Here is a 25,456-nt window from a genome sequence, read left to right on the forward strand (position 1 = left end):
GCCTAGTCGTGTTGGGGTGGGGGGTGAGGTGTGCGGGCCGGTCAGAGCACGGCGATGGAGCGGTCGGTCGGTGCCACGGGTGCGGGGAGCTTGGTGGAACCCATGAGCCACTGGTCCACGGCGGCAGCGCAGGCGCGCCCCTCGGCGATGGCCCAGACGATCAGCGACTGGCCGCGGCCGGCGTCACCTGCGGAGAAGACACCGGGCGTGTTGGTCATGTAGTAGCCGTCCCGCGCCACGTTTCCGCGGTCGTCGAACTCGGCCTGGACCTGCTCGGTGATGCCGGCCGGCTCGGCGCCCGTGAAACCGAGCGAGAGGAAGACCAGGTCGGCGGGGATCTCGCGCTCGGTGCCCGCCTTGGGGACGCGGCGTCCGTTGACGAATTCGGTCTCCGCCACCTTGATGCCGCGCAGCACGCCGTTGTTCCCGACGAACTCGACGGTGGAGGCCAGGTAGCGGCGCTCACCGCCTTCCTCGTGGGCGCTCGCGATGTCGAACAGCGTGGGGAACGTCGGCCAGGGCTGGTCAGGACGCCGCTCGGTAGGCGGTTGCTGCCCGATGGCGAGCGTCGTGACGGACGCGGCTTTCTGCCGGTGGGCGGTACCGAGGCAGTCCGCCCCGGTGTCGCCGCCGCCGAGGATGACCACGTGCTTGCCCTCGGCGTGGATCTGGTCCTCGACGGACTCGCCCGCCACGACCCGGTTGGCCTGGACGAGGTAGTCCATCGCGTAGTGGACGCCCTCGAGGTCGCGTCCGGGGATGGGGAGGTCACGCGGCAGGGTGGCGCCCGTCGCGATGACGACGGCGTCGTACCGGCGCCTGAGCTGGCCCCAGCTGATGTCCTTGCCCACGTCGACGCCGGTGCGGAAACGTGTGCCCTCGGCCTCCATCTGGGCGAGGCGGCGCTCGAGGTGGACCTTCTCCATCTTGAAGTCCGGGATGCCGTAGCGCAGCAGGCCACCGATGCGGTCGTCACGCTCGTAGACGGCGACGGTGTGGCCGGCGCGGGTCAGCTGCTGTGCCGCTGCGAGCCCGGCGGGTCCGGAGCCGACGACGGCGATCGTGCGGTCGGTCAGGCGCTCCGGCGGGTGCGGTTCCACCCAGCCCTCACCGAACGCCTGGTCCGCGATGGACACCTCGACCTGCTTGATCGTCACCGGCGGCTGGTTGATGCCGAGCACGCAGGAGGACTCGCACGGTGCGGGGCAGAGCCGGCCGGTGAACTCGGGGAAGTTGTTCGTGGCGTGCAGGCGCTCGATCGCCTCGCGTCCCTTGTCGCGGAACATGAGGTCGTTCCACTCGGGGATGAGGTTGCCCAGGGGGCAGCCCTGATGGCAGAACGGGATGCCGCAGTCCATGCAGCGGCCCGCCTGGGCCTTCAGCACGCCCTTCTCCTGCGCCTCGTACACCTCTTTCCAGTCCATGATGCGCACCGGGACGGGGCGTCGGGGCTGGGTCTGGCGCTCGCGCACCTTCATGAATCCGCGTGGGTCAGCCACCGGTTACCTCCAGGATCTTGGTCCACGCCTCTTCGCCGTCAGGGTCGAGGCCCTGTTCGACGGCGGTGGCGCGGGCGTCCAGTACCGCGGCGTAATCGCGCGGCAGGACCTTCGTGAATCGGGAAACGGTGTCCTCGAAGGACTCCAGCAGGCTCTCGGCCAGGTTCGACTCCGTCTCCTCGACGTGCTGGATCAGCAGTCGACGCACGATCTCGATGTCCTCGGCGTCGAGGTCGACGAGCAGGAGCTCACCGTTCTCGAGGCTCTGCTTGTTGACGCGGGCGCGGTCGAGGTCGAGCACGAAGGCCGTGCCGCCGGACATGCCCGCGCCGAAGTTACGGCCCGTGCGTCCGAGGATCAGTGCCTGCCCACCCGTCATGTACTCGCAGCCGTGGTCGCCGATCCCCTCGGCCACCGCCGTCGCACCCGAGTTGCGGACGAGGAACCGCTCCCCTACCTGGCCGCGCAGGAACATCTCGCCGCTCGTGGCGCCGTAGCCGATGACGTTGCCGGCGATGACGTTGTGGTCCGCGCGGAAAACGTTGGAGCGGTCCGGGCGCACGATGATGCGTCCGCCGGACAGTCCCTTGCCCACGTAGTCGTTCGAGTCCCCGAGCAGGCGCAGCGTGATGCCGGCCGGCAGGAACGCGCCGAGCGACTGCCCGGCCTGGCCCGTGAGGGTGACGTCGATGGTGTTGGTCGCCAGCGTGTCGAGCCCGAAGGTCTTCGTCACCTGGTGGCCGAGCATGGTGCCCACCGAGCGGTCCGTGTTGACCACGTCGACCGAGATGCGCACCGGCGAGCGGTGCTGCAGCGCGTCCGCGCTCATCTCGATGAGCTTGTTGTCGAAGTGCTGGTCCAGCTCGTGGTTCTGCGGGAGCATGTTCCGCATCGGCTCGCCGGAATCGGACTCGTTGCCGCGCAGGATCGGGTCGAGGTCCAGGCCGTCGGCCTTCCAGTGCTCGATCGCCTCGCGGGCGTCGAGCAGCTCGCTGTGGCCGATGGCCTCCTCGAGCGTCCGGAATCCGAGCTCGGCGAGGATCTCGCGGACCTCCTCGGCGATGAACTCGAAGAAGTTGACGACGAACTCGGGCTTGCCGTTGAACCGGCTGCGCAGTTCGGGGTTCTGCGTCGCGACGCCCACCGGGCAGGTGTCGAGGTGGCAGACGCGCATCATGATGCAGCCGGAGACCACCAGCGGCGCCGTGGCGAAACCGAACTCCTCGCCGCCCAGCAGGGCGGCGATGACGACGTCGCGCCCGGTCTTGAGCTGGCCGTCCACCTGCACGACCACGCGGTCGCGCAGACCGTTGAGCATGAGCGTCTGCTGCGTCTCGGCGAGTCCGAGCTCCCAGGGGATGCCGGCGTGCTTGAGCGAGTTCAGCGGGCTCGCGCCGGTGCCGCCGTCGTGCCCGGACACCAGGACGACGTCGGCCTTGGCCTTCGTGACGCCCGCGGCGACCGTGCCGATGCCCACCTCGGAGACGAGCTTGACGTGGACGCGCGCGCTCGGGTTCGACCGCTTGAGGTCGTAGATGAGCTGGGCGAGGTCCTCGATGGAGTAGATGTCGTGGTGCGGCGGCGGCGAGATCAGGGCGACGCCGGGCGTGGAGTGCCGCGTGCGGGCGATCCACGGGTATACCTTCTGGCTCATGAGCTGTCCGCCCTCACCGGGCTTGGCTCCCTGCGCCATCTTGATCTGGATGTCGTCCGCGTTGGTCAGGTACAGGCTCGTGACGCCGAACCGGCCCGAGGCGACCTGCTTGATGGCGGAGCGGCGCTCCGGATCCAGCAGGCGCTCGACGTCCTCGCCACCCTCACCCGTGTTCGACTTCGCGCCGAGGCGGTTCATCGCGATGGCGAGCGTCTCGTGCGCTTCCTTGGAGATGGAGCCGTAGCTCATCGCACCCGTGGAGAAGCGCTTGACGATGGACGAGACGGGCTCGACCTCGTCGATGCTGATGGCCTCGCGGGCGTCACCGCGGAGCTTGAGCAGCCCGCGGAGCGTCATGAGGTCCCTCGACTGGTCGTCCACGCCCTGCGTGTACGCCTTGAAGATGTCGTAGCGGCGTTCACGCGTCGCGTGCTGCAGGCGGAAGACGGTCTCCGGGTTGAAGAGGTGCGGCGGACCCTCGCGGCGCCACTGGTACTCGCCTCCGTTGTCGAGGCCGCGGTGCGGATCCTCGATGCCGTCCTGCGGGTAGGCGCTCTCGTGGCGGGCCGCGGTCTCGGCTGCGACGACGTCGAGTCCGACGCCGCCGAGCTGCGTCTGCGTGCCGTGGAAGTACTCGTCGACGAGTTCCTGCGACAGGCCCAGGGCCTCGAAGGTCTGGGCGCCGCAGTAGGAGCTGACCGTGGAGATGCCCATCTTGGACATGATCTTCAGGACGCCCTTGCCGAGGCCCTTGAGGAGGTGCGCGACGGCGGCTTCGGCCGTGACGCCGGTGATGTCGCCGTTGCGGACGAGTTCCTCACAGCTCTCCATCGCGAGGTACGGGTTCACGGCGGACGCACCGTAGCCGATCAGGACCGCGACGTGGTGGACCTCGCGGACGTCGCCGGCTTCGACGACGAGGGAGGTCTTGGTGCGGTTGGCGCTCTTGAGCAGGTGGTGGTGCACGGCGCTGGTCAGCAGCAGGGACGGGATGGGGGCCCACTGCGCGTTCGAGTCGCGGTCGGACAGCACCACGTACTCGACCCCGCGGTTCAGCGCGCTGGACACCTGCTCGCAGATCTCCGCGAGCCGCGCCCGCAGGGCGGCCTCACCGCCGTCGTGCCGGTACAGGCCGCGCACGCGGACGGTCAGCCGGTCGCCGTCGTCCGTCTCCAGGTTGGCGATCTTCGCGAGTTCGTCGTTGTTGATGACGGGGAATTTCAGGGCGATCTGCTTGGAGCGCACCTGCCCGGTGGACAGCAGGTTGCCGTCCGGGCCGATGGTGACGCCCATCGAGGTGACGAGCTCCTCGCGGATGGAGTCTAGCGGCGGGTTAGTCACCTGGGCGAAGGACTGCACGAAGTAGTCGAACAGCAGCCTCGGGCGCTTCGACAGTACGGCGATCGGAGTGTCGGAGCCCATCGCACCGAGCGGCTCGGCACCGCTCTTCGCCATGGGGCCGAGCAGGATGCGCAGTTCCTCCTGCGTGTAGCCGAAGGTGCGCTGGCGACGGTTGATCGACGCCTTGGTGTGGATGACGTGCTCGCGCTCCGGGAGGTCCTCGAGCTGGATCAGGTTCTCCTTGACCCACTCCCCCCACGGGTTGGCGGCGGCGACCTCGGCCTTGATCTCCTGGTCCTCGATGAGGCGGCCTTCCTCGGTGTCGACGAGGAACATCTTGCCGGGCGAGACACGGCCCTTGCGGACCACGCGGGACGGCTCGACGTCGAGCACGCCGACCTCCGAGGCGAGGATGACGAGGCCGTCCTCGGTGACCCAGTACCTCGCCGGGCGCAGGCCGTTGCGGTCGAGGACGGCGCCGACGAGGCGCCCGTCCGTGAAGGAGACCGCGGCGGGTCCGTCCCAGGGCTCCATCAGCATGGAGTGGTACTGGTAGAAGGCACGCCGGGCGGGATCCATGGTGGCGTGGTTCTCCCACGCCTCCGGGATCATCATCATGATCGAGTGCGTGATCGGGCGCCCGGAGAGGGTGAGCAGTTCGGCGACCTCGTCGAAGGACGCGGAGTCCGACGCACCCGGCGTGCAGATGGGGTACAGCTCCTCCGGCGAGTCCCCGAGCAGGGGGTTCGCCAGCTGCGACTGCCGAGCGCGCATCCAGTTGCGGTTGCCCTTGACGGTGTTGATCTCACCGTTGTGTGCGATGGTCCGGAACGGCTGGGCGAGCGGCCACGACGGGAAGGTGTTGGTGGAGAACCGTGAGTGGACGATGCCGAGGCGCGTCTTGAAGCGCTCGTCCGACAGGTCGGGGTAGAACGGCTCGAGCTGCGCCGTGGTCAGCATGCCCTTGTAGACGATGGTCTTCGAGGACAGGGAGGGGAAGTAGACGCCGTACTTGTTCTGCGCGCGCTTCCGGACCCGGAAGGCCTTCGCGTCGAGGTCGGCCGGGTCGCCGTCCGCGGGCGCCAGGAAGAGCTGGACGAAGTGCGGCATGCAGGCGCGGGCCATCGCACCCACGAGGTCGGCGACCACGGGGACGACCCGCCAGCCGAGCACCGTCAGGCCCTCGGACTCGGCGAGGAACTCGAGGCCGGCGCGCACCGTCTCCTCCTCCTTCGCCTCGGACGGGAGGAACGCCGTTCCGACGACGTAGGAACCGGCGGGAGGGAGCGGGAAGTCGACGACGGCCCGGAAGAACTCGTCGGGGATCTGGGTCAGCAGGCCCGCGCCGTCGCCCGTGCCCTCGTCGGCGCCCACGGCTCCGCGGTGCTCGAGGTTGCGCAGGGCCGTCAGTGCGGCATCCACGATGTCGTGGCCCGGCTCGCCGCGAAGGGTCGCGATGACGGCGAGGCCGCACGCGTCCTTCTCGTTCTCCGGGTCGTACAGGCCTGTGGCCTCCGGGATGGAGGCGAACCGTGTGAAGGGCGACTCCACGGCAGGGGCCTCGGAGGGCGTCGTATCCGGTTGTGTCCCGGTCGACTTTCCTGGCGTCAAAGCAGTCATCGAAAGGATCCTTCCCCCATGATGGAGCGTCGGGAGGGGACAGCCTTGGCCCCGCAGGCACCGCTGTCTGGGAGCGGTTGCCGTTCTTGTATCGTGTGCCCATCGCCTGGCCGGCGCTGCCCGGCGCTATTGGCGGGCAATGGGTGTAGTCGTCCTGCGCCGGTCGGGGGCGGTGTCGGTGCGGGCAGGAAGGTTATCCGGCCGTCGCACCAGGGTCCACAACAGTGTGGTGTCGCGTCCTTGAGGGGCGGTGGCCCGGGGACTGCTTTCGGGGGCCGAGTCCCGCGGCTCCGCTTTCGCGGGGTCCCGGAACGCGGATCGTCACTCAGGAGCCGTTTGTCTCGGAAAGATTACCACGATCATTCCGCGTGCTCGGCCCTTTGTCCGCTGGGTGGGCACCTGTGGCTGAAGCGTTACGGGACCCGCGCGGGGAAGCTGCTTCGGCAGCTTCCTGCGACCCGGCGCCGCCGTTCCGCGAGGTGTCGGTCCCGGCGGATCCAGGCGTGTCCCCCGGGTCGGATCCGGCCGTCGGACCGGTCTCCGCGGAGCGGGCACCGGAGGTACCGGCCCCGGCCCCGCCGGCAGGCCCGTCGGCCGATGCGCCTGCCGATGCATCAGACGAGGCGCCCAATGCGGCGTTCGCCGATGCATCTGCCGAGGCGTCGGCCTGCGGCTCCCGGCCCGGGAGGTAGACCGACGGCGCATCGACGGGACGGCGCTTGACGGCGAGGAACACGAGGATGGCCAGGGAGACCACGAAGACCGCGATGCTCGTCCACACATTGAGCCGCTGCGTCACGCCGAAGAGCGTGACCATCTCGGCGTCGTCGATGCGGAGCGTCTCGATCCAGACGCGTCCCAGCGTGTAGTACGCGGCGTAGAGCCAGAACATGCGCCCGCCGCGGAGACGGAACTTCCGTGCCAGCAGCAGCAGGAGCGCTACTCCCGCGAGGTTCCAGAGGAGTTCGTAGAGGAAGGTCGGGTGGAAGAGCGTGCCCGGTTCCTGATCGATCGGGAAGTTGGCGTTGTCGGCATCGATTTCCAGGCCCCAGGGCAGGGTGGTCGGCGCGCCGAAGAGTTCCTGGTTGAACCAGTTCCCCAGCCGGCCGACGGCCTGTGCGAGCAGGACGCCCGGAGCCCCGGCGTCGGCGAAGGCCGAGAGCTTCACTCCGGCCCGTCGTGCACCGATCCACGCTCCGACGGCGCCGAGGGCGATGGCGCCCCAGATACCGAGGCCGCCCTGCCAGATCTGCGGGATCCGGGCGAGGTCGCCCTCGGGCCCGAAGTAGGCGTCGGGCGAGGAGATGACGTGGTAGAGCCGGCCGCCGATGATGCCGAACGGGATGGCCCAGATCGCGATGTCCCACACGGCGTCAGCGGAGCCTCCGAAGGAGACGAAACGCTTCTGCGTGAGGATGAGCGCGAGGATGATGCCGGCCAGGATGCACAGCGCGTAGGCGTGGATGGTGACCGGGCCGAGGCTGAAGCTCGCCCACCCGGCGGGCGGGCTCGGGATCGACGCAGCGAGGCCGATCACGAGGATGCCTTGGGCGTCCCGGTGCTCAGTTCGCGCGTGAGTTCGGCGACTGCTGCCACTCCGCCGTCGCGCAGCGCGGCCACGAGGGCCGTGCCGACGATGACGCCGTCGGCGTAGGCGCCGATCTCACGGACCTGCGCCGACGAGGAGACACCGAGGCCGACGCACACCCGTTCGGCGCCGGCACCGTGGGCGGCATCGACCACCGCGCTGGCCGCGGCCCCGACGGAGGACCGGGCACCGGTCACACCCATGACGGACACGGCATAGACGAATCCCCGGCTCGCGTCGACGGTGTTCTGCATGCGCTGGGGCGACGTGGAGGGCGCCACGAGGAAGACGCGGTCCAGGCCCAGCTCCTCGGAGGCCTCGAGCCACTCGGCGGCCTCGTCGGGGATCAGGTCGGGCGTGATCAGCCCGGCTCCGCCCGCCGCCTTCAGGCGCTCGGCGAAGTTCCGCACGCCCATCCGCATGACCGGGTTCCAGTAGGTCATGACGAGGACGGCCGCATCGGTGCTGCGGGTGATCCCCTCGACGACGTCGAAGATCTGCGGGACGGTGAAGCCGTTGGCCAGCGCCTCGACCGTCGCCTCCTGGATGACCTGGCCGTCCATGACGGGGTCGGAGTAGGGGATGCCGATCTCGATGAGGTCCATCCCGTTCTCCGCCATGGCGATGCCGGCGTCGATGGTGGCCTGGACGTTGGGGAAGCCCGCCGGCAGGTAGCCGATCAGCGCGGCGCGTCCCTCGCTCCGTGCCTTCTCGATCGCGGCGGCCGCCTTCGAACCGTCCGCGATGGTCCCGGCGTGCCGGCCGACGGGAGCGTCGGCGGGGTGGTCGGCGGTGCGGTCGCTCGTGCGGACGGTCGGGCGGTCCGTGGAATGCCTGGTCACAGCTGTTCACCCTCCTGGGCGATTTCCTGCTCGGCACTGTCGTCCGGAAGCAGATCGAAGTAGCCCGCGGCGGTTGCCACGTCCTTGTCGCCGCGGCCGGAGAGGTTCACGATGAGGACCCTGTCCGACGCCTGCTCCCCCGGCCCGAGATCGGCGGCGAGGCGCCGGCCGACCTTCATGGCCCCGGCGAGGGCGTGTGCTGTCTCGATGGCGGGGATGATGCCCTCGGTCCGGCTGAGCAGCTTGAACGCCTCCATGGCCTCCGCATCGGTGATGGGCTCGTAGTTCGCCCGTCCGATGTCGGCGAGGTAAGCGTGCTCGGGCCCGACGCCCGGGTAGTCCAGCCCTGCGGAGATCGAGTGCGATTCCATCGTCTGCCCGTCCTCGTCCTGCATGAGGTAGGAGCGGGCTCCGTGCAGCACGCCGGGCCGGCCGAGCGTGATGGTCGCCGCGTGGCGGCCGGTCTCGACGCCGTCACCCCCGGCCTCGAAGCCGTACAGGGCGACCTCGCGGTCGTCGAGGAAACCGTGGAAGATCCCGATGGCGTTGGAGCCGCCACCGACGCAGGCGCACACGGCGTCGGGGAGCTTTCCGGTCTGCTCGATGATCTGTGAGCGCGCCTCCTCACCGATGACCTCGTGGAAGTACCGCACCATGGCCGGGAAGGGGTGCGCGCCGGCAGCCGTTCCGAGGAGGTAGTGCGTGGTCTCGACGTTGGCCACCCAGTCGCGCAGGGCGTCGTTGATGGCGTCCTTGAGGGTCTGCGAACCGTTGGTGACGGGGATGACCGTCGCACCGAGCAGCTGCATGCGTGCGACGTTGAGGGCCTGCCGGCGCGTGTCCTCGGCGCCCATGTACACCACGCACTCGAGGCCGAGCAGCGCGGCCGCCGTGGCGCTCGCGACGCCGTGCTGTCCGGCACCCGTCTCGGCGATGACGCGCGTCTTGCCCATGCGCTTGGCCAGGAGGGCCTGGCCGAGCACGTTGTTGATCTTGTGGGAGCCGGTGTGGTTGAGGTCCTCGCGCTTGAGGAAGACGCGCACGCCGCCACAGTGCTCGGCGAAACGCTGGGCCTCCGTCAGGAGGGACGGCCGGCCGGCATAGTTCTTGTTCAGGTCGGCGACCTGCGCCGTGAAGTCGGGGTCCGCCTTGGCCTTATCGAACGTGTCCTGCAGTTCGTCGAGCGCGGCGATCAGCGACTCCGGCATCCATCGTCCGCCGTAGGAACCGAAGTAGGGACCGGGGGCGTGGCGCAGGCTCTGGTCGTGGCTGAGGAATGCCTCGGCCGTTCCGGCGTCGATGGTGTCCGCTGCTCCGGCCTCGGCGCCGTCGCGGCCCGTGCCCTGGTGCGTATCGGTCATGACTTCAGCGTTCCTGTCCTGTTGGTGCTGACCCGGGCGGTAGTTCCTCCGGGTGGTGAACCGGTGATGACCGGTTCGTTTCCTGCTGTCCTGGGCCGCGCCCCGCGCCGCAGCAGGTTCGAACGGTGTCAGCTGCGCGCTGCCGCTCCTCTGCTGCTCCAGGCGGTGCGACCAGCCCGACGGAATTCGTCGATGGTCGCCGACGGGTCCTGGTGGCGGACGAGTGCTTCCCCGACCAGGACGGCGTGGGCGCCGCTGGCTGCGTAGTCGGCGACGTCGGCGGCGTCCCGCACACCCGATTCGGCGACGACCACCGTGCCGGACGTGATGAGGTGCGCGAGTTCGGCGAAGACGCCGCGGTCGATGTCGAGGGTCTTCAGGTTGCGGACGTTGACACCGATGATGCGTGCTTCCGCCGCGACCGCGCGCCGGACCTCGTCCGCCGTGTGGGTCTCCACGATCGCGTTCATGCCGAGCTGGTGGGTGAGGGCGAGGAAGGACCTGAGGTCGTCGTCGGAGAGTGCCGCGACGATCAGGAGGACGACGTCGGCGCCGTGCGCGCGGGCCTCCCAGATCTGGTACTCGTCGACCGTGAAGTCCTTGCGGAGCACGGGGAGCCCGACGGCGGCGCGGACGGCGTCGAGGTCGGCGAGGGACCCGCCGAAGCGCCGCTCCTCGGTCAGCACCGAGATGACGGCTGCGCCGCCCTGTTCGTAGGAGGCGGCGAGGGCGGCAGGGTCGGCGATGTCGGCCAGCGCGCCCTTGGACGGGCTGCTGCGCTTGACTTCGGCGATGACGGCCAGCGAACCGCCCTCACCCGCACCGAGGCTCCGGAAGGCGTCGAGCGGAGCCGGAGCCGCGAGGGCCGTGGCCCTCACGTCCTCGAGGGGCAGGGCCCGACGGCGCTCCGCGAGGTCCTCCCGGACGCCGTCGATGATGTCGTCGAGGACCGTCATCTAGTGGCCGTTGTTCTTGAGCTTCGAGCCGCCCACGCCGTAGCCGATCTTGCGCAGGACGAAGCCGACGATCAGGCCGACGACCATGATGCCGATACCCACCCAGAAGAGCAGCGTGCCGAAGTCGTGGTTCCCCTCGGTGCTGGCGAAGATGTAGGCGAAGGAGGAGAGCGCGGCACCGGCGAGCATGATCAGCACGCACGTCCACGCAGCGGGGCTGTTGCCGTGACCGATCGTCTCGTCGCCCATCTGGGCGTGGTTCGCGGGGGTGTTGCGGGTAGCGGCGCTACGGGTGTCGGATGCCATGGGAAATCTCCTTCGAACGGGTCTCGTCCCATTCTGCCATCGATGCGGCGGCCCGGCGGAACGATGACCGGCCCTTGGGAGGTGGCGGAGACCGGCATGGCCTGCGCGGGAGGGGCGGACCTAGCCCGTGGGGTCGTTGCCGCGCGAGAGTTCGTCCCAGCTGTCGATCTCGTCGGCGTGGGCGCTCGTGCGGCGGGTGGACGGACGCCCGGTGCCGGGAGGAGTCACTCCGGGCGCGTCGCCCTCCGGGTCGGGGTGCGACGCCGTCGCGCCGGAACGGGCGCTCGTCGGCACGTCGGAACGGTCGCTCGTCTCGGGCTGGTCGCTCGTCCGAGCGTCGGAACGGGCGCTCGTCGGCGCACCGGAACGGTCGAAGTCCCGGGCGCCGTCGGAGTCCGGCGCACCGTCGGGCACGACGCCGGGAGGCACGTCACCGGTCGACGGGTCGGGCGCACCGGGCTGAAAGGTTCCTGCGGGCGCCTGCGGGGACCGGGAAGCACCCGCGTCGTAGCGCCTGTTCACACCCCAGGTGCGGCCGGCGAGCACCACCCACGCGGCGGCGAGGATCAGCAGGACGCCGGCGGCCACGGCGAGCCAGGGCAGAGCGCTCGCGGTGGCCTCGGCTCCCGCGAGTCCGCTGACGCCGATGGCTGTGCCGATGGCGGGTTCGGCAGCGGCCTCGGGATCGAGGGCCACGGAGGCGCTGGACAGCACGATCCCGAGGCCGGAGAGCACGAGGATGACGGCGATGATCCAGCGGGCCAGGCGGCCCGCGATCGAGACGGCGAGGGCGGCGGCAAGCGCGACGAGCGCGAAGGCCGTGACGGGGGTCGACGCGTCGCTGCCCGGGATGGTGAGGTCGGGCGTTTGGACGGCGTCCTGCGGCAGGCGCACCGTGAGCCAGGTCTGGGTGGTCGAGCCGAAGGCGAGCAGCGCGAGGAGGACGATCCCCATCACTACGACGCCGCGGCGCGTGAAGCGGCGCGGAACTGAAGGCTCGGAGGTGCTCACGGGGCCTCCGCGGTCGCCGGTCGCAGGCCCGCAGCCGTCAGCGCCGCCCGGAGGGGCGCGGCGGCCTTGTTGACCGTTTCGAGCGCTTCGGTTTCGAGGACCGAGTCCGCGACGATCCCGCCGCCGGACTGCACGTACGCCTTGCCCTCGCGTAGGAGGGCCGACCGGATGGCGATCGCCATGTCCATGTCCCCGGCGAAGTCCAGGTACCCCACCACTCCCCCGTAGATGCCCCTGCGGTGCGGCTCGACCTCGTCGATGAGGCGCAGCGCCCGGGGTTTCGGCGCGCCGGAGAGCGTTCCAGCGGGGAAGGTCGCCGCCAGGACGTCGTAGGCGCTCTTGGAGGGCGAGAGCCGGCCGACCACGGTGGAGACGAGGTGCATGATGTGGCTGAACTTCTCCACCTCCATGAACTGCGTGACGTCGACGCTGCCGGGCTCGCAGACCTTGGACAGGTCGTTGCGGGCCAGGTCGACGAGCATGAGGTGCTCCGCCTTCTCCTTCGTGTCGGCCCGGAGTTCGACGGCGAGGTCGCGGTCCTCCTCGGTGGTCCTGCCGCGCGGCCGCGATCCCGCGATCGGGTGCGTGATGACTTCGTCGCCCGTCACGGTGACGAGGGCCTCCGGGGAGCTCCCCACGATGGAGTAGGCCCGCCCATCCGCGTCCTCGAGGCTGAACAGGTACATGTAGGGGCTGGGGTTGGTGGTGCGCAGGATGCGGTACACATCGAGGGCGGAGGCGTCGCACTCGATCTCGAAGCGGCGGCTGATGACCACCTGGAAGACCTCGCCGTCGACGATTGCGCGCTTGCCGCGCTCGATCGCCCGCAGGTAGTCGGGTTCGAACCAGGACTCGCGGACGCGGTCCATGGACGCCTCGGCGCTCGGCGCGTCCTCGGCCATCACCGAGATGGCGGGTTCGGCGGGTTCGGCGAGCTTGGCGAGCATCGCGCGGACCCGTGCGACGGCGTCGTGCCATGCCTCGTCCACGCGGGCGTCGGTGCCGTCGAAGTTGATGGCGTTCGCGACGAGGGTGAGCGAACCCTCGGAGTTGTCGTGGATGGCCAGGTCCGAGACGAGGTTCATCGCCAGCTCGGGCAGGAGGAGGTCGTCCTCGGGCGGGCTGGTGAGGCGTTCCCACCGCCGGACCGCTTCCCAGCCGACGAAGCCGACCATGCCGGAGGTGAACGGGGGAAGCTCCTCGAAGCGCTCGGTCCGCAGGGCCTCGACCGTCAGGCGGAGCGCCTCGACGGGGTTCCCGCCCACGGGGACTCCCGCCGGCGGCTCGCCCAGCCAGTGCGCCTCCCCGTTCCGGGTGGTCAGCGTTGCGCGCGAACGGGAGCCGATGAAGGAGTAGCGCGACCAGACACCTCCGACGGCGGCGGATTCCATGAGGAACGTCCCGGGCTGCCCGGCGGCGAGCTTGCGGTAGATGCCGATCGGCGTGTGCGCGTCGGCGAGGACCTTGAGGTGCACGGGCACGACGCGCCGGGCCTGGGCCAGTTCGCGGAATTCCTCGAGTGTGGGGCGGATGGTGCCCAGCTGCTGCATGGAGTCAGAGTCCTTCTGCGTCGGTTCGGCTCGCGGTCACGGCAGGCAGGGCCCGGCCGTCGAAGCATGTGCGTGTGCCGGTGTGGCAGGCCGCGCCCTCCTGGTCGACCGTGACGAGCAGGGCGTCGCCGTCGCAGTCGAGGGCCACCCCCTTCACCCACTGCCGGTAGCCGGACGTGTCGCCCTTCCGCCAGTATTCGGAGCGGGACCGCGAGTAGAACGTCACCCGGCCGCTGGTCAGCGTGCGCCGGAGTGCCTCCTCGTCCATCCAGCCCAGCATCAGCACCTCGAGTGTGTCGTACTGCTGCACGACGGCGGCGACCAGCCCGGCGTCGTCCTTCTTGAGGGCGTCGGCGATGGCCGGATCGAGGAGCGGCAGCTCCCCTGCAGGGCTCCGGGGCGAGGAGGTGGAAGGGTCGTTCGGGGAGAAGGTGGAGGAAGGCATCACCTGTGATTCTAGTGCCGTCCCCGTCGCCGCGCGGCGCGCCCGCCCCGTCCCCGGCACGACATGCTAGTTTCAGCAGCTATGCACTACGTAGCCCCGTCCCGCGAGGTCCTGGCCGAAACACTTCTGGCAGCCGGCCACGACGCGCCCACCCTGTGTGAGGGCTGGCTGACGCGCGACCTTGCAGCGCACCTCTACCTGCGCGAGCACAACCCGGCCATGGGACTGGGGCTCATCCCGAAGCTGGCAGGTTTCACGGAGCGGCTCGTCCGGGAGACGGCGGAACGTGCGGCCTCGCCCGCGGGCTACGAAGCGCTCGTGGACCGCTTCCGGGCCGGACCGCCCGCGCTCTCGCCGATGCGCGTCGGCGCCGTCGACAGGAGCGCCAACCTCATCGAGTACTTCGTGCACACCGAGGACGTCCGCCGTGCCACCACGCGGTGGGCCCCGCGGGCACTGGACGAGGACTACGCGGATGCCCTCTGGGAGGAACTGCTCAAGCGCGCGGCGCTCCTGTACCGGGGCGCGGACCTCGGCATCGTCCTGGTGCGTCCGGGCGGTCCGCGGCACGTCGCGAAGCGCGCGCCGGTCTCCGTGGCGATCATCGGTGATCCGGGGGAACTGCTGCTGCACGCGCACGGCCGGCGGCAGCAGGCGCTGGTCACCTTCGAGGGCCAGCCCGACGCCGTTGCACTGCTCGAGACCGCCGACGTCGGACCCTGACCCTCCGAACCCCGGAGACCTTCCGGGACCCGTCGGGGCTTCCGACGCCGCGTGGGACGCGGCAGGGTGCCCGGCCGGGACCCTGAACGTCCCGGTCCGTCAGCGGACGGGGAAACCGGCCTCGCGGATGGCGGCCTTGACCTGCGCGATGGCGTCCACGGGCCCGAAGTGGAAGACGGACGCAGCGAGCACGGCGTCGGCTCCGGCCTGGACCGCCGGCGGGAAGTGCTCCGGCTTGCCCGCTCCGCCGGAGGCGATCAGCGGAACGCCGACGGCGGCCCGCACGGCGCGGATGAGCTCCAGGTCGAAGCCCTCCTTGGTGCCGTCGGCGTCGATCGAGTTGAGCAGGATCTCCCCCACGCCCCGATCCGCCGCCTCGCGGGCCCAGGCGACGGCGTCGATCCCGGTGCCCTTGCGGCCGCCGTACGTCGTGACCTCGAAGCCGGACGGAGTGCTGGCGTCGCGCGTGCGGCGCGCATCGAGGGAGAGCACCAGGACCTGCGCCCCGAAGTGCCCGGTGATCTCGTTGATGACGGCGGGGCGCGCGACGGCGGCCGTATTGATCGAGGCCTTGTCCGCGCCGTAGCGCAGCAGGCGGTCGACATCGGAGATCTCGCGCACTCCCCCGCCCACGGTCAGGGGGATGAAGACCTCCTCGGCGGTCCGGGCGACGACGTCGAACGTCGTCTCCCGGTTGCCGGAGGAGGCGGTGACGTCGAGGAACGTCAGTTCGTCGGCGCCCGCGCGGTCGTAGCGGTGGGCGAGTTCCACGGGGTCGCCGGCGTCCCGCAGGTCCTCGAAGTTGACGCCCTTGACCACACGTCCGGCGTCGACGTCGAGGCACGGGATGACACGGACTGCGACGGTCATGGCTGCCCCTCCCCTAGATCCGGCAGGCGTGGATGGTGCTGACGAGGATGGCGCGGGCGCCGAGCTCGTACAGCTCGTCCATGACGCGGTTGGTCTGGTTCCGCCGGACCATCGAGCGCACGGCCACCCAGTCGGAGTCGCGCAGCGGCGACACGGTCGGGGATTCGAGACCGGGTGTCAGGGCGGCGGCCTCGTCCACGAGGTCCTTGCGGATGTCGTAGTCCATCATCACGTACTGGCGTGCCACGAGGACGCCCTGCAGGCGTCGCAGCAGCACGTCCAGTCCGGCGGGGGGCTCCACGCCGGCGCGGCCGATCAGCACGGCCTCGCTCTTGAGGATCGGCTCGCCGAAGATCTCCATCCCGGCGGCACGAAGCGTGTTGCCCGTCTCCACCACGTCGGCGATGGCGTCGGCCACGCCGAGGCGCACCGAGGATTCGACGGCGCCGTCGAGCCTGACGACGGCGGCGGTGATGCCGCGTTCGGCGAGGTAGTCCTTCAGGAGTCCCTCGTAGCTCGTCGCGACGCGCTTCCCCTCGAGCTGCGCCACCGACGAGAAGTCGGCCACGGGACCGGCGAACCGGAAGGTCGAGGCTCCGAAGCCGAGCTGCAGGAGCTCCTCGGCCTTCACCTGCGCGTCGAGGAAGAGGTCGCGGCCGGTGATGCCGACGTCGAGGGTTCCCGAGCCGACGTACACGGCGATGTCGCGCGGACGGAGGAAGAAGAACTCGATCTCGTTCTCGGGATCGACGAGGACGAGTTCACGGGGGTCTCGACGCTGGCGGTAGCCGGCCTCGGCGAGCATGGACGAGGCGGCCTCGGAGAGGGCGCCCTTGTTGGGAACTGCTACACGGAGCATGGGGATCTTTCGCTGGAGGGAGGAGGTGCAAGCGGGGGCCGCGGGCGGGATGCGCCGGCGCGGCTACAGATGCTTGTAGACGTCCTCCAGGGTGAGTCCCTTCGCGATCATGAGCACCTGCAGGTGGTAGAGCAGCTGGGAGATCTCCTCGGCGGCGTCCTCGGTGGACTCGTACTCGGCGGCCATCCACACCTCGGCGGCCTCTTCGACGACCTTCTTGCCGATGCCGTGCACGCCGGAATCGAGCTCCGCGACGGTCCGCGAACCGGCCGGCCGTTCCGCGGCCTTCGCGCTGAGTTCCTCGAACAGGGAATCAAAGGTTTTCACGTCCCCTAGGCTATCGGCTCGCGGAGCCGACCCGTTCCTCCGCGTCCCTGGTGTGACGGACGCCTCCGGGCTCACCGCGTCCACGACCTCAACACGGCGGCCGTCGCCAGCGCCGCCGAGACCGCCTCGTGCCCCTTGTCCTCGGAGGAGCCCGGCAGGCCGGCGCGGTCGAGTCCCTGCTGCTCCGTGTCGCAGGTGAGGACGCCGAAGCCGACCGGCACGCCCGTGCTGACGCTCACGTCGGTGAGGCCCGACGTCGCGGCCTGGCAGACGTACTCGAAGTGGGGCGTGCCGCCACGGATGACGACGCCGAGGGCCGCGACGGCGTCGAAGTGCGGCGCGAGGCGGGCTGCGGCGACGGGAAGCTCGAAGCTTCCGGGGACGCGCACCTCGGTGACCTCGGCTCCGGCCTCCGCTGCTGCGCGGCGTGCGCCGTCGAGCAGTCCGTCCATGATCTGCGTGTGCCAGCTCGCAGCGATGATGGCGAGGCGGAGGGGCACGCCCTCCGTGGTCAGTCCGCTGATGTCGATGCTGGGTGCTCCGTGGCCGCTCATGGCTCTCCTTCGGGTGGTATTCGGTGGGTGGTATTCGATGGGTGGTGCTGCTGAATGGTGCGTGGCGCTGGTGCGTGGTGCTGGTCGGGTCGGACCGTGCGTCTGCCGGTGGCGCGATCAGTGCCGCATGGCCGGCCGCCCGTTCCGCCCTGCTGGTTCAGGCGCCGGCCGCGTCCGCCTGCCCGTCGACGGCGTCGGAGGCGTCTCGCTCCCGCAGGTACTCGACGAGGTCCTCGATCGAGACGAGCGGGATCCCGTGGTCGTCGGCGAAGCGGCGCAGGGCAGGAAGGCGCAACATGTCGCCCTCGTCGTGCACCAGTTCGGCGATGACGGCCACGGGGCGCTTGCCGGCGAGCCTGCTGAGTTCGACGGAGGCCTCGGTGTGTCCGGGCCGCTGGCGGACGCCGCCGTCGGCTGCGCGCAGCGGAAAGACGTGGCCCGGCCGGGTGAGGTCGGTGGGGACGCTGGCGGGATCCGCCAGCACCCTCATGGTGCGCGCGCGGTCCGCGGCGCTGATGCCCGTGCTGACCCCGATCGCGGCATCGCAGGAGACCGTGTAGGCCGTGCCCTTCGAGTCCTCGTTCACGGCGGTCATCGGCGGCAGGAGGAGTCGGTCCGCGTCGGCACCCGGCAGCGGCACGCACAGGACGCCGGAGGTCCAGCGGATGGTCCAGCCCACCAGCTCGGGCGTGGCGTCCTCTGCGGCGAAGACGATGTCGCCCTCGTTCTCCCGGTCCTCGTCGTCGACGACGACGACGGCCCGCCCCGCGGCGATGGCCGCGACGGCGTCCCGGATGGGATCCAGTCGGATCGCTGCCTGGTCTTCGGCCGCTGCACTGTCCTCGGCAACTGCACTGTCGTCAGGCACCGCGCTGCCTTTCGTCACTGCTTCGTCCTCCGTCACTGCGCTGTCCTCCATCACTGCACTGTCCTGGGCTACTGCACTGTCCTGGGCAACGGCGCTGTCCTGCGCCACTGCACCGCCCTCCGTCACTGCTCTGTCCCGGCGCCGCGGTGCTGCTGCGCGTCCACGGCGGCGAAGCCGAGCAGGCGTTCGGCGTACTTGGCCAGCACGTCCATCTCCAGGTTGACCGGGTCCCCGATCGACTTCGCACCCAGGCCGGTCTCCTTGAGCGTGGTCGGGATCAGCCCGACCTCGAACCACTGCCCGGTCTCCTCGGGTGCACTGACGGCGGTGACCGTCAGCGAGACGCCGTCGATCGCCACGGAACCCTTCTCCGCCGCGTAGCGCCCCAGCTTCGACGGCAGCCCGAAGCGGAGCCGGTGCCACGCACCGAGGTCCTCGCGCTCGAGCAGCACACCGATGCCGTCCACGTGCCCCTGGACGACATGCCCGTCGAGGCGTCCCCCGGCGGGAACGCACCGCTCGAGGTTGACCGGCGCGCCCGGCTGCAACTCGCCCGTGGTGGTCCGGCGGAGGGTCTCCCCCATGACGTCGACGCCGACGCGCCCGCCGTCGAGGGTGACGGCCGTGAGGCACACGCCGTTGACCGCGATGGAGGCCCCGGGGGTGAGGTCCCGGCCGGTCTCGGGCGCTTCGAAGACGAGGAGGCCGCTTTCACCGTCGGCTGCGAGCTCGAGTGAGACCACGCTGCCCTGCTCGGACACGATTCCTGTGAACACTGGTACTTCCTTCGGGAGGGGATTGATTGCGGGCGGGGTCAGGCCGGGTCGTACAGGGTCAGGCCGGGGTTGGTGAGGTCCGGCCCGGGCTTGAGGGCGGGGGTCGCAGGTGGACCCGGACGTCAGCACCGAGCTGCTGCACGGCCGGGCCCCCGGCGCTGTCGAGGCGCCAGCGCTCCGCCTCGCCGAGGGTGGTGACGCCAAGCTCCGGGAAGGCGGCTGCTCCGTCACCAAGGATCAGCGGGGCGACGTAGCTGAACAGCTCGTCCACGACGCCGGCCCGGAGGAAGGCGGAGGCGACGCGCGGGCCTCCCTCGACCATCAGGTGGCGGACCCCCCTGCCGTACAGCTCACCGAGGGCGAGATGGACGTCGCGGGTGGCCAGGTGGAGGAAGCCGGGCCCCCTGATGGCGGCGTCGTCCGGCACCGTCCCCTGCCCCAGGACCACCCGCAGGCGCGGACCGCCCCGGGCAACCTGGCTGTCCTGCGCGCCGTCCGTCCGCGCGGTGAGGCGGGGGTTGTCGGCGAGGACGGTCCCGGTGCCCACGAGGACGGCATCGGCCAGAGCCCGGATCCTGTGCCCGTCGGCGCGCGCCTCCGGGCCGGTGATCCACTGGCTGGACCCGTCCCGGGCGGCCACACGACCGTCGAGGGACTGCGCCGACTTCAGGGTGACGAAGGGGCGTATACCGGCGAGGGCTGCGGTCCAGCGGTCGTTGAGGTCGCGTGATCGAGCGGCCTCGAGACCCCCGACGCAGTCGATGCCCGCACCGCGCAGCCGGTGGGCTCCTCCCGCTGCGGCTCCGTTGACATCGTCGGCGGCGTAGACCACGCGGGCGATGCCCGCCTCGATGAGGGCTTCGCTGCAGGGGCCGGTCCGGCCGGTGTGGTTGCACGGCTCGAGGGTGACCACCACGGTGGCCCCGCGCGGGTCGTTGCCGCGGCTACGGGCGTCGGCGAGGGCTGCCGGTTCGGCGTGGGGCGTGCCCGCGCCCCGGTGGTAGCCCTCTCCGAGCACGGCACCGTCCGCGCCGAGGACGACGGCACCCACGAGGGGATTGGCGCCACGCACGCCCTGACCTGCGAGTCGGAGGGCACGCAGCATCGCCTCCGACTCCACTGCGGTCACTGGCGGAGTGCTCATCGCAGCGTCGGGTCGGGCAGGAGCGTCTCGATGCTGGGCTTCGCAGTGCCTTGGGCACGTGCCCACACGAAGAAGCCCACCAGGGTGAAGGCGCCGTAGAACAGGTACATGAAGGCGCTGGCGTAGTAGCCGGCGCTGAAGAGCAGAGGCACCCCGACGATGTCCACGGCGACCCAGACGAGCCAGAACTCGACCCAGCCCTTGGCCATGCCGTAGGTGGCGAGCAGGGACCCCACGAAGGTCCACGCGTCCGCCCACACGGGCTCGTAGGACCCGAGCATGCGGAAGAGGGGGGTCAGCAGAAAGGTCCCGACGATCAGGAAGGCGACCATGCCGAACCGTGTCCTGGTGCCGGCCCACCGGGGCGTGACCGCCTGTCCCCCGCTGTGCCGGCTGGCCTGCCACTGCCGCCAGCCGTAGACCGAGACGGCGATGAACATGACCTGGCGGCCGGCCTGGCCGAGCAGGTTCGCGGTGCTCGCGGCGCCGAAGAGTGATCCGAGGAACACCGTCAGGAGCAGGAGGTTGCCCACGATGCCGGCGGGCCAGGCCCAGACGCGGCGGCGCATGCCCCCGAGGGCGCTGAGGAGCCCGAAGACGTTGCCCACCACTTCGCGCAGCAGGAGGGAGCCACTGCCTACGGGGATGCGGGCTTCGAAGAGCCACTGCAGAAAATCCATGCCGATCCTTCGCCGTTACGACGGCTCCGGGCGATGGCAGCAGGAGGACGCCACGGCAGTGCCGCGACGGGATGGGCGCCCGGTGATCGGGCAGCCGCAGACCCCTGCTGTTCGTGCTTCTCCCATCCAGACTTTAACTGTCGGTCCCGGAATTCCACCGGCTCAACCGTCTGCCTCCCGCGGGTGCGGAAGGACGGACGGGTCGCGGACTATCACCGCCGGTTCGGACTTACACCGACCCCGGAGCACGTACTGGTCCTGATTATTTCACAGCAGACCCGCGGCACCGGCTCTTCCGTCACATTTCGTCCGAGAGCGGACCGGCCGGATCGGCACGCGGGCCGGATGCGGGACAGGGCACCCCGTGCGGGGTGCCCTGTCCTTCGACTGCACGGTTCCGATCCCGCGGTCGCGCAGAGCGGTCGCGAGCGCGGAGCGGTCGCGCGCCTGGAGCGGGAGGTCAGCCCTCGGTCTTCGGCTTGGCGTCGACGCCGGCTTCCTTGCGCTGCTGCGCCGTGATCGGCGCGGGAGCGGCCGTCAGCGGGTCGTACCCGCCGCCCGACTTCGGGAAAGCAATGACGTCGCGGATGGAATCCGCACCGGCGAGCAGCGACACGACGCGGTCCCAGCCGAGCGCGATGCCGCCGTGGGGCGGCGCGCCGTACTTGAAGCCCTCGAGCAGGAAGCCGAACTTCTCCTGGGCTTCCTCGGCGCTCAGGCCCATGACCGCGAACACGCGCTCCTGCACGTCGCGCCGGTGGATACGGATGGACCCGCCGCCGAGCTCGTTGCCGTTGCAGACGATGTCGTACGCGAAGGCCAGGGCGTTCTCGGGGTCCGTGTCGAAGGTGTCCAGGAATTCGGGCTTCGGGGACGTGAAGGCGTGGTGGACGGCCGTCCACGCGCCGGCGCCGACCGCGACGTCACCGGCCGCGACGGCGGCGGAGGCGGGCTCGAACATGGGAGCGTCGACGACCCACACGAAGGCCCAGTCGCCCTCCTTGATGAGTCCCGTGCGTCGTCCGATCTCCACGCGCGCCGCACCGAGGATGGCGCGCGAGGAAGGCGTGTCTCCCGCCGCGAAGAAGATGCAGTCGCCGGGATTGGCGCCGACCGCCGCTGCGAGGCCGTCCCGTTCCTTGTCGGTCAGGTTCTTGGCGACGGGACCGCGGAGGCCGCCGTCGTCGTCGATCAGCACGTAGGCGAGGCCCTTGGCGCCGCGCTGCTTGGCCCATTCCTGCCAGGCATCGAGCTGCCGGCGGGGCTGGGAGGCTCCTCCGGGCATGACGACGGCCCCGACGTAGGGAGCCTTGAAGACGCCGAATTCCGTGTCCTTGAAGAACTCGGTCAGCTCGGTCAGCTCGAGGCCGAAGCGCAGGTCCGGCTTGTCCGAGCCGTACTTGGCCATGGCGTCCGCGTAGGTCATGCGGCGGATGGGCAGCGGTACCTCGACGTCGATGAGCTTCCACAGCGCCGAGACCAGCTGCTCGCCGAGGGCGATGATGTCGTCCTCCTCCACGAAGCTCGCCTCGATGTCGAGCTGCGTGAACTCGGGCTGGCGGTCGGCGCGGAAGTCCTCGTCGCGGTAGCAGCGGGCGAGCTGGTAGTACTTCTCGAACCCGCCGACCTGCAGGAGCTGCTTGAACAGCTGGGGCGACTGCGGCAGGGCATACCAGGAGCCCGGCGCGAGCCGTGCCGGCACCAGGAAGTCACGGGCTCCCTCGGGCGTGGATCGCGTCAGGGTCGGTGTCTCGATCTCCACGAAGCCGTCCCGGTGCAGGAGCTCACGTGCCACCCGGCTCGCCTCGGAGCGCAGGCGGAGGTTGGCCTGGGGGCCGGGCCGACGGAGGTCGAGGTAACGGTGGCGCAGGCGCGCCTCCTCCCCGACCTCGACGTGCTCGTCGATCTGGAACGGGAGGGGGTCGGACGTGTTGAGGATGGTCACGGTGTCCGCGATGACCTCGATCGCACCTGTGGGCAGTGCCGGGTTCTCATTGCCCTCCGGCCGCTGCTGCACGCTGCCGACGATCTGGAGGACGTACTCGTTGCGCAGGGTCGAGAAGACGTCCTCCTCGCGCACGACGACCTGGGCGACGCCGGAAGCGTCGCGGAGGTCGAGGAACGCCACCCCGCCGTGGTCCCGGCGGCGGGCCACCCAGCCTGCCAGGGTGACCGTTTGTCCTACGTGCTCGGGCCGAAGGGAGCCCAGTTCATGCGTGCGGAGCACAGCATTCCTTCCCACAGATAAGTTCGATGAGTCGCAGGCGGAACTGCACCTGCCTAGAGTTGGTTCAAGCCCGTCCAACTTTACCGGTCCCGGTCTGGCCGCCCGGACAGACCGGCAGCGCGCCGGCCGCACCCGCCCCGTCCCGTCCTCGTTGTCGTTGTCGTCCCGTCGCCCGCCCGCCTGTCCGGCGGTGCTGCTTCCGATCGAGAGGAGAACCATGTCCCAGGAACCGGGACTCCGCCGCGCGATGGGCGGCTTCGATGCCACGACCGTCGGGATCGGCGCGATGATCGGCGCCGGCGCGTTCGTGGTGTTCGCCCCGGCCAGTGCCTCCGCCGGGGCGCTCCTGCCCCTGGCCGTCGTGATCGCGGGCTTCATCGCCTACTGCAACGCCTCGGCGACCGCCTCCCTGGCCGTGCGGTATCCCACGAGCGGTGGCACCTATGTCTACGGGCGTGAACAGCTCGGTCCCTGGCCCGGGTTCCTCGCCGGCTGGGCGTTCGTCACCGGCAAGCTGGCGTCGTGCGCGGCCATGGCCCTCACGTTCGGCCTGTATGCAGCGCCGGGTGCCGAGAAGGCCGCGGGGGTCGCCGCCGTCGTCGGGCTGACGCTCGTCAACCTCCTCGGGGTCACCCGCACCGCGCTCGCGACGCGCGTCATCGTCTCGCTCGTGGTGCCGGTCCTCGCCTTCGTGGTCGTCGTCGCGTTCGCCTCCCCCGCGGCCTCCGGCCCGGCCGCCGCCGATTCCGAAGGGGCGGTCGGGGTCCTGCAGGCAGCGGCTCTGCTGTTCTTCGCCTTTGCCGGGTATGCGCGCATCGCGACCATGGGCGAGGAGGTCCGCGAACCGCGCAGGAACATCCCGGCGGCGATCTTCGGTGCCCTCGGCTTCACGTTGCTGCTGTATTTGCTGCTGGCGCTGTCCCTGTTGCACGCCTTCGGGCCGACCCGCCTCGCCGGAACCACTGCTCCGCTGCGGGAGGTCTTCGACGCATCCACACCGGGCGCAGCCGCCGGCGTGGGCGGTGGGGTCATCACCCTCGCGGCTGCGCTCGCGAGCCTGGGCGCCCTGCTGGCCCTCATCGCCGGAGTCGGCAGGACGAGCCTGGCGATGGCCCGCGGCGGAGACCTGCCACGGGTGCTGTCGCGGATCTCCGCCCGGTACTCCGTGCCCTGGGTCGCCGATATCGTGACGGCCGTCGTCGTCGTGGTCCTCCTGCTGGCCACCGACGTGCTGACCGTGGTCGGCTTCTCAAGCTTCGGCGTGCTGCTGTACTACGCGATCGCGAACATCGCGGCCTTCACCCTCACCGAGAGGCAGTGGTACTCCCCGCGCTGGCTGAACACGGTCGGCGCAGCCGGTTGCCTCGTCCTGGCCTTCACCCTGCCGGCGACGTCGGTACTCACCATGCTCGGGGTGCTCGCGGTCGGACTCATCGTCCGGGCCGTCGTCCTGGCGCGGCGGAGGGCAGTCTGAACGGCCGGCCTTGCTGCCCCGGCCAGGTTCAGCCGGCTGCGGACGAGGGGGCTCCGTTGCTGATCCTGGCCTGGCCCACCAAAAGTGGCCGCGACACGCGAACGGCGCGACGCCGGACGCTCCAGAAGGCGCCTAGCTGAGCGCGTCGCAGATGGCTTCAACCGTTCCCTCTGCGGTCACGTCGAACTGACCATGGTATTCCTCGGAAATCAGTTCCCCTGCCTCAGGATCGACAACCAGCCGCCACAGGCCGATGGCCTTTGGCCCGTCCTTCAGTTTCAGGTGGACGCCCGTGCCGAAGATGCTGATGGTGCCGTCGGCATTTTCAACGGATCTGTCGAGTCCCACGTCGGTCGTCGTGATCGTCGCCGTCGGACTGGTGAGGGTGGACCTGAAGCTCGGGTGGGCCGTGACCCTGTTCAGCGAGCCGTCCTTGTTGAAGAATGCCGTCTCCCGGTAATGGCCCGACAACTGCGCCGTCACCTCGAAACCACAGGCCTTCGTGAAGAACTCGTCAGTGACTGTGACATCGGCGTCATACACCTCCGAGACAGTCCGTTCTGGCGGGACCGCGACGGCGGAGGCCGCCGTCGCCAGCCCTGCAGCGAAAGCCAGAACGGTTGCAGCAGCAGTACGCCTCATTGCACTCTCCTTCGTGTGCTGGTGCCGTGAAACGTAGTACCGCCGCATGCCGTGGTCAAGGGTGAACGGCGCATTGCTGCCCCGGCCGGGTCCCGCCGGCTGCACTGGCGGCTGGGTCCAACTGCTGACGTCGAGCCAT

Annotated in this window: 22 protein-coding genes and 1 riboswitch; of the genes, 2 read left to right on the forward strand and 20 right to left on the reverse strand. The window is 70.3% G+C overall.

Annotated elements, in window-relative coordinates; genetic code table 11:
* Nucleotides 1-41 precede the first annotated feature (41 nt).
* The 10 genes from P5G52_RS12835 to hisI all read right to left on the reverse strand — a co-directional run bounded on the left by P5G52_RS12835 (nt 42) and on the right by hisI (nt 14,173).
* Nucleotides 42-1,499, reverse strand: a complete 1,458-nt coding sequence (locus P5G52_RS12835; RefSeq protein ID WP_301227928.1) for a glutamate synthase subunit beta — start codon at nt 1,497-1,499, stop codon at nt 42-44.
* Nucleotides 1,492-6,114 (reverse strand): glutamate synthase large subunit, encoded by a 4,623-nt coding sequence (gene gltB / locus P5G52_RS12840; protein ID WP_301227930.1) that lies wholly within the window; start codon nt 6,112-6,114, stop codon nt 1,492-1,494. The genes P5G52_RS12835 and gltB overlap by 8 nt, the downstream gene beginning before the upstream one ends.
* 325 nt (nt 6,115-6,439) lie before the next feature.
* The gene (gene lgt / locus P5G52_RS12845) at nt 6,440-7,651 is read right to left on the reverse strand and encodes a prolipoprotein diacylglyceryl transferase (protein WP_301227932.1); all 1,212 of its coding nucleotides are present in this window, start codon (nt 7,649-7,651) and stop codon (nt 6,440-6,442) included.
* On the reverse strand, nt 7,648-8,448 hold the full coding sequence (trpA, locus tag P5G52_RS12850; RefSeq protein ID WP_301228806.1) for a tryptophan synthase subunit alpha: 801 nt from the start codon (nt 8,446-8,448) through the stop codon (nt 7,648-7,650). The genes lgt and trpA overlap by 4 nt, the downstream gene beginning before the upstream one ends.
* Before the next feature lie 92 nt (nt 8,449-8,540).
* Complete coding sequence (gene trpB / locus P5G52_RS12855) at nt 8,541-9,905, reverse strand: tryptophan synthase subunit beta (protein WP_301227934.1); 1,365 nt, start codon at nt 9,903-9,905, stop codon at nt 8,541-8,543.
* Nucleotides 9,906-10,033: 128 nt separating this feature from the next.
* Nucleotides 10,034-10,861, reverse strand: a complete 828-nt coding sequence (trpC, locus tag P5G52_RS12860) for an indole-3-glycerol phosphate synthase TrpC (protein ID WP_301227936.1) — start codon at nt 10,859-10,861, stop codon at nt 10,034-10,036.
* A complete protein-coding gene (locus P5G52_RS12865) occupies nt 10,862-11,167 on the reverse strand; it encodes an HGxxPAAW family protein (RefSeq protein WP_435868677.1) in 306 nt (101 codons plus the stop codon).
* A gap of 120 nt (nt 11,168-11,287) precedes the next feature.
* The gene (locus tag P5G52_RS12870) at nt 11,288-12,178 is read right to left on the reverse strand and encodes a Trp biosynthesis-associated membrane protein (RefSeq protein ID WP_301227938.1); all 891 of its coding nucleotides are present in this window, start codon (nt 12,176-12,178) and stop codon (nt 11,288-11,290) included.
* Nucleotides 12,175-13,728: an anthranilate synthase component I gene (locus P5G52_RS12875; protein ID WP_301227940.1), complete on the reverse strand. Its 1,554-nt coding sequence runs from the start codon at nt 13,726-13,728 to the stop codon at nt 12,175-12,177. The genes P5G52_RS12870 and P5G52_RS12875 overlap by 4 nt, the downstream gene beginning before the upstream one ends.
* 4 nt (nt 13,729-13,732) lie before the next feature.
* Nucleotides 13,733-14,173, reverse strand: a complete 441-nt coding sequence (hisI, locus tag P5G52_RS12880) for a phosphoribosyl-AMP cyclohydrolase (RefSeq protein ID WP_301227942.1) — start codon at nt 14,171-14,173, stop codon at nt 13,733-13,735.
* Between the two features lie 81 nt (nt 14,174-14,254).
* On the opposite strand from hisI, the gene P5G52_RS12885 reads away from it, so the two are divergent.
* Entirely contained in the window at nt 14,255-14,896 is a 642-nt protein-coding gene (locus P5G52_RS12885; RefSeq protein ID WP_301227944.1) for a TIGR03085 family metal-binding protein, read from the forward strand.
* A gap of 99 nt (nt 14,897-14,995) precedes the next feature.
* Here P5G52_RS12885 and hisF read toward each other — a convergent pair whose 3' ends face one another.
* The 9 genes from hisF to aspS all read right to left on the reverse strand — a co-directional run bounded on the left by hisF (nt 14,996) and on the right by aspS (nt 23,201).
* Entirely contained in the window at nt 14,996-15,766 is a 771-nt protein-coding gene (hisF, locus tag P5G52_RS12890) for an imidazole glycerol phosphate synthase subunit HisF (RefSeq protein ID WP_087073328.1), read from the reverse strand.
* A 13-nt stretch (nt 15,767-15,779) separates the two neighbouring features.
* The gene (gene hisG / locus P5G52_RS12895; protein WP_301227947.1) at nt 15,780-16,625 is read right to left on the reverse strand and encodes an ATP phosphoribosyltransferase; all 846 of its coding nucleotides are present in this window, start codon (nt 16,623-16,625) and stop codon (nt 15,780-15,782) included.
* 63 nt (nt 16,626-16,688) lie between these two features.
* Nucleotides 16,689-16,952: a phosphoribosyl-ATP diphosphatase gene (locus P5G52_RS12900; protein WP_301227949.1), complete on the reverse strand. Its 264-nt coding sequence runs from the start codon at nt 16,950-16,952 to the stop codon at nt 16,689-16,691.
* 71 nt (nt 16,953-17,023) lie between these two features.
* Entirely contained in the window at nt 17,024-17,506 is a 483-nt protein-coding gene (ribH, locus tag P5G52_RS12905; RefSeq protein WP_301227951.1) for a 6,7-dimethyl-8-ribityllumazine synthase, read from the reverse strand.
* A gap of 157 nt (nt 17,507-17,663) precedes the next feature.
* Nucleotides 17,664-18,482 carry a 3,4-dihydroxy-2-butanone-4-phosphate synthase gene (gene ribB, locus P5G52_RS12910; protein ID WP_301227953.1) on the reverse strand — a complete coding sequence of 273 codons (819 nt, stop codon included), beginning with the start codon at nt 18,480-18,482 and terminating at the stop codon, nt 17,664-17,666.
* A 14-nt stretch (nt 18,483-18,496) separates the two neighbouring features.
* A complete protein-coding gene (locus tag P5G52_RS12915) occupies nt 18,497-19,150 on the reverse strand; it encodes a riboflavin synthase (RefSeq protein ID WP_301227955.1) in 654 nt (217 codons plus the stop codon).
* A gap of 58 nt (nt 19,151-19,208) precedes the next feature.
* Nucleotides 19,209-20,294 (reverse strand): bifunctional diaminohydroxyphosphoribosylaminopyrimidine deaminase/5-amino-6-(5-phosphoribosylamino)uracil reductase RibD, encoded by a 1,086-nt coding sequence (ribD, locus tag P5G52_RS12920; protein WP_301227957.1) that lies wholly within the window; start codon nt 20,292-20,294, stop codon nt 19,209-19,211.
* Nucleotides 20,291-20,974, reverse strand: a complete 684-nt coding sequence (gene pnuC, locus P5G52_RS12925) for a nicotinamide riboside transporter PnuC (protein WP_301227959.1) — start codon at nt 20,972-20,974, stop codon at nt 20,291-20,293. The genes ribD and pnuC overlap by 4 nt, the downstream gene beginning before the upstream one ends.
* Nucleotides 20,975-21,084: 110 nt before the next feature.
* Nucleotides 21,085-21,226, reverse strand: a riboswitch (FMN riboswitch).
* Between the two features lie 208 nt (nt 21,227-21,434).
* The gene (gene aspS, locus P5G52_RS12930; protein ID WP_301227961.1) at nt 21,435-23,201 is read right to left on the reverse strand and encodes an aspartate--tRNA ligase; all 1,767 of its coding nucleotides are present in this window, start codon (nt 23,199-23,201) and stop codon (nt 21,435-21,437) included.
* Nucleotides 23,202-23,418: 217 nt separating this feature from the next.
* Between aspS and P5G52_RS12935 the strand changes: the two genes are divergently transcribed.
* Nucleotides 23,419-24,675: an APC family permease gene (locus tag P5G52_RS12935; RefSeq protein ID WP_301227963.1), complete on the forward strand. Its 1,257-nt coding sequence runs from the start codon at nt 23,419-23,421 to the stop codon at nt 24,673-24,675.
* 132 nt (nt 24,676-24,807) lie between these two features.
* Here P5G52_RS12935 and P5G52_RS12940 read toward each other — a convergent pair whose 3' ends face one another.
* Nucleotides 24,808-25,317 (reverse strand): hypothetical protein, encoded by a 510-nt coding sequence (locus P5G52_RS12940; protein WP_301227965.1) that lies wholly within the window; start codon nt 25,315-25,317, stop codon nt 24,808-24,810.
* Nucleotides 25,318-25,456: the final 139 nt, after the last annotated feature.

Source organism: Arthrobacter burdickii (assembly GCF_030433645.1).
GTDB classification, from domain to species: Bacteria; Actinomycetota; Actinomycetes; order Actinomycetales; family Micrococcaceae; genus Arthrobacter_D; species Arthrobacter_D burdickii.

Coding starts and splice junctions, on each gene's coding strand:
- gltB (WP_301227930.1), bottom strand. CDS start 6,114: ATGACTGCTTTGACGCCAGGAAAGTCGACCGGGACACAACCGGATACG.
- P5G52_RS12935 (WP_301227963.1), top strand. CDS start 23,419: ATGTCCCAGGAACCGGGACTCCGCCGCGCGATGGGCGGCTTCGATGCC.
- pnuC (WP_301227959.1), bottom strand. CDS start 20,974: ATGGATTTTCTGCAGTGGCTCTTCGAAGCCCGCATCCCCGTAGGCAGT.
- trpC (WP_301227936.1), bottom strand. CDS start 10,861: ATGACGGTCCTCGACGACATCATCGACGGCGTCCGGGAGGACCTCGCG.
- ribH (WP_301227951.1), bottom strand. CDS start 17,506: ATGAGCGGCCACGGAGCACCCAGCATCGACATCAGCGGACTGACCACG.
- P5G52_RS12875 (WP_301227940.1), bottom strand. CDS start 13,728: ATGCAGCAGCTGGGCACCATCCGCCCCACACTCGAGGAATTCCGCGAA.
- trpB (WP_301227934.1), bottom strand. CDS start 9,905: ATGACCGATACGCACCAGGGCACGGGCCGCGACGGCGCCGAGGCCGGA.
- hisI (WP_301227942.1), bottom strand. CDS start 14,173: ATGCCTTCCTCCACCTTCTCCCCGAACGACCCTTCCACCTCCTCGCCC.
- P5G52_RS12865 (WP_435868677.1), bottom strand. CDS start 11,167: ATGGCATCCGACACCCGTAGCGCCGCTACCCGCAACACCCCCGCGAAC.
- hisF (WP_087073328.1), bottom strand. CDS start 15,766: ATGACCGTCGCAGTCCGTGTCATCCCGTGCCTCGACGTCGACGCCGGA.
- P5G52_RS12885 (WP_301227944.1), top strand. CDS start 14,255: ATGCACTACGTAGCCCCGTCCCGCGAGGTCCTGGCCGAAACACTTCTG.
- ribD (WP_301227957.1), bottom strand. CDS start 20,294: ATGAGCACTCCGCCAGTGACCGCAGTGGAGTCGGAGGCGATGCTGCGT.
- hisG (WP_301227947.1), bottom strand. CDS start 16,625: ATGCTCCGTGTAGCAGTTCCCAACAAGGGCGCCCTCTCCGAGGCCGCC.
- P5G52_RS12940 (WP_301227965.1), bottom strand. CDS start 25,317: ATGAGGCGTACTGCTGCTGCAACCGTTCTGGCTTTCGCTGCAGGGCTG.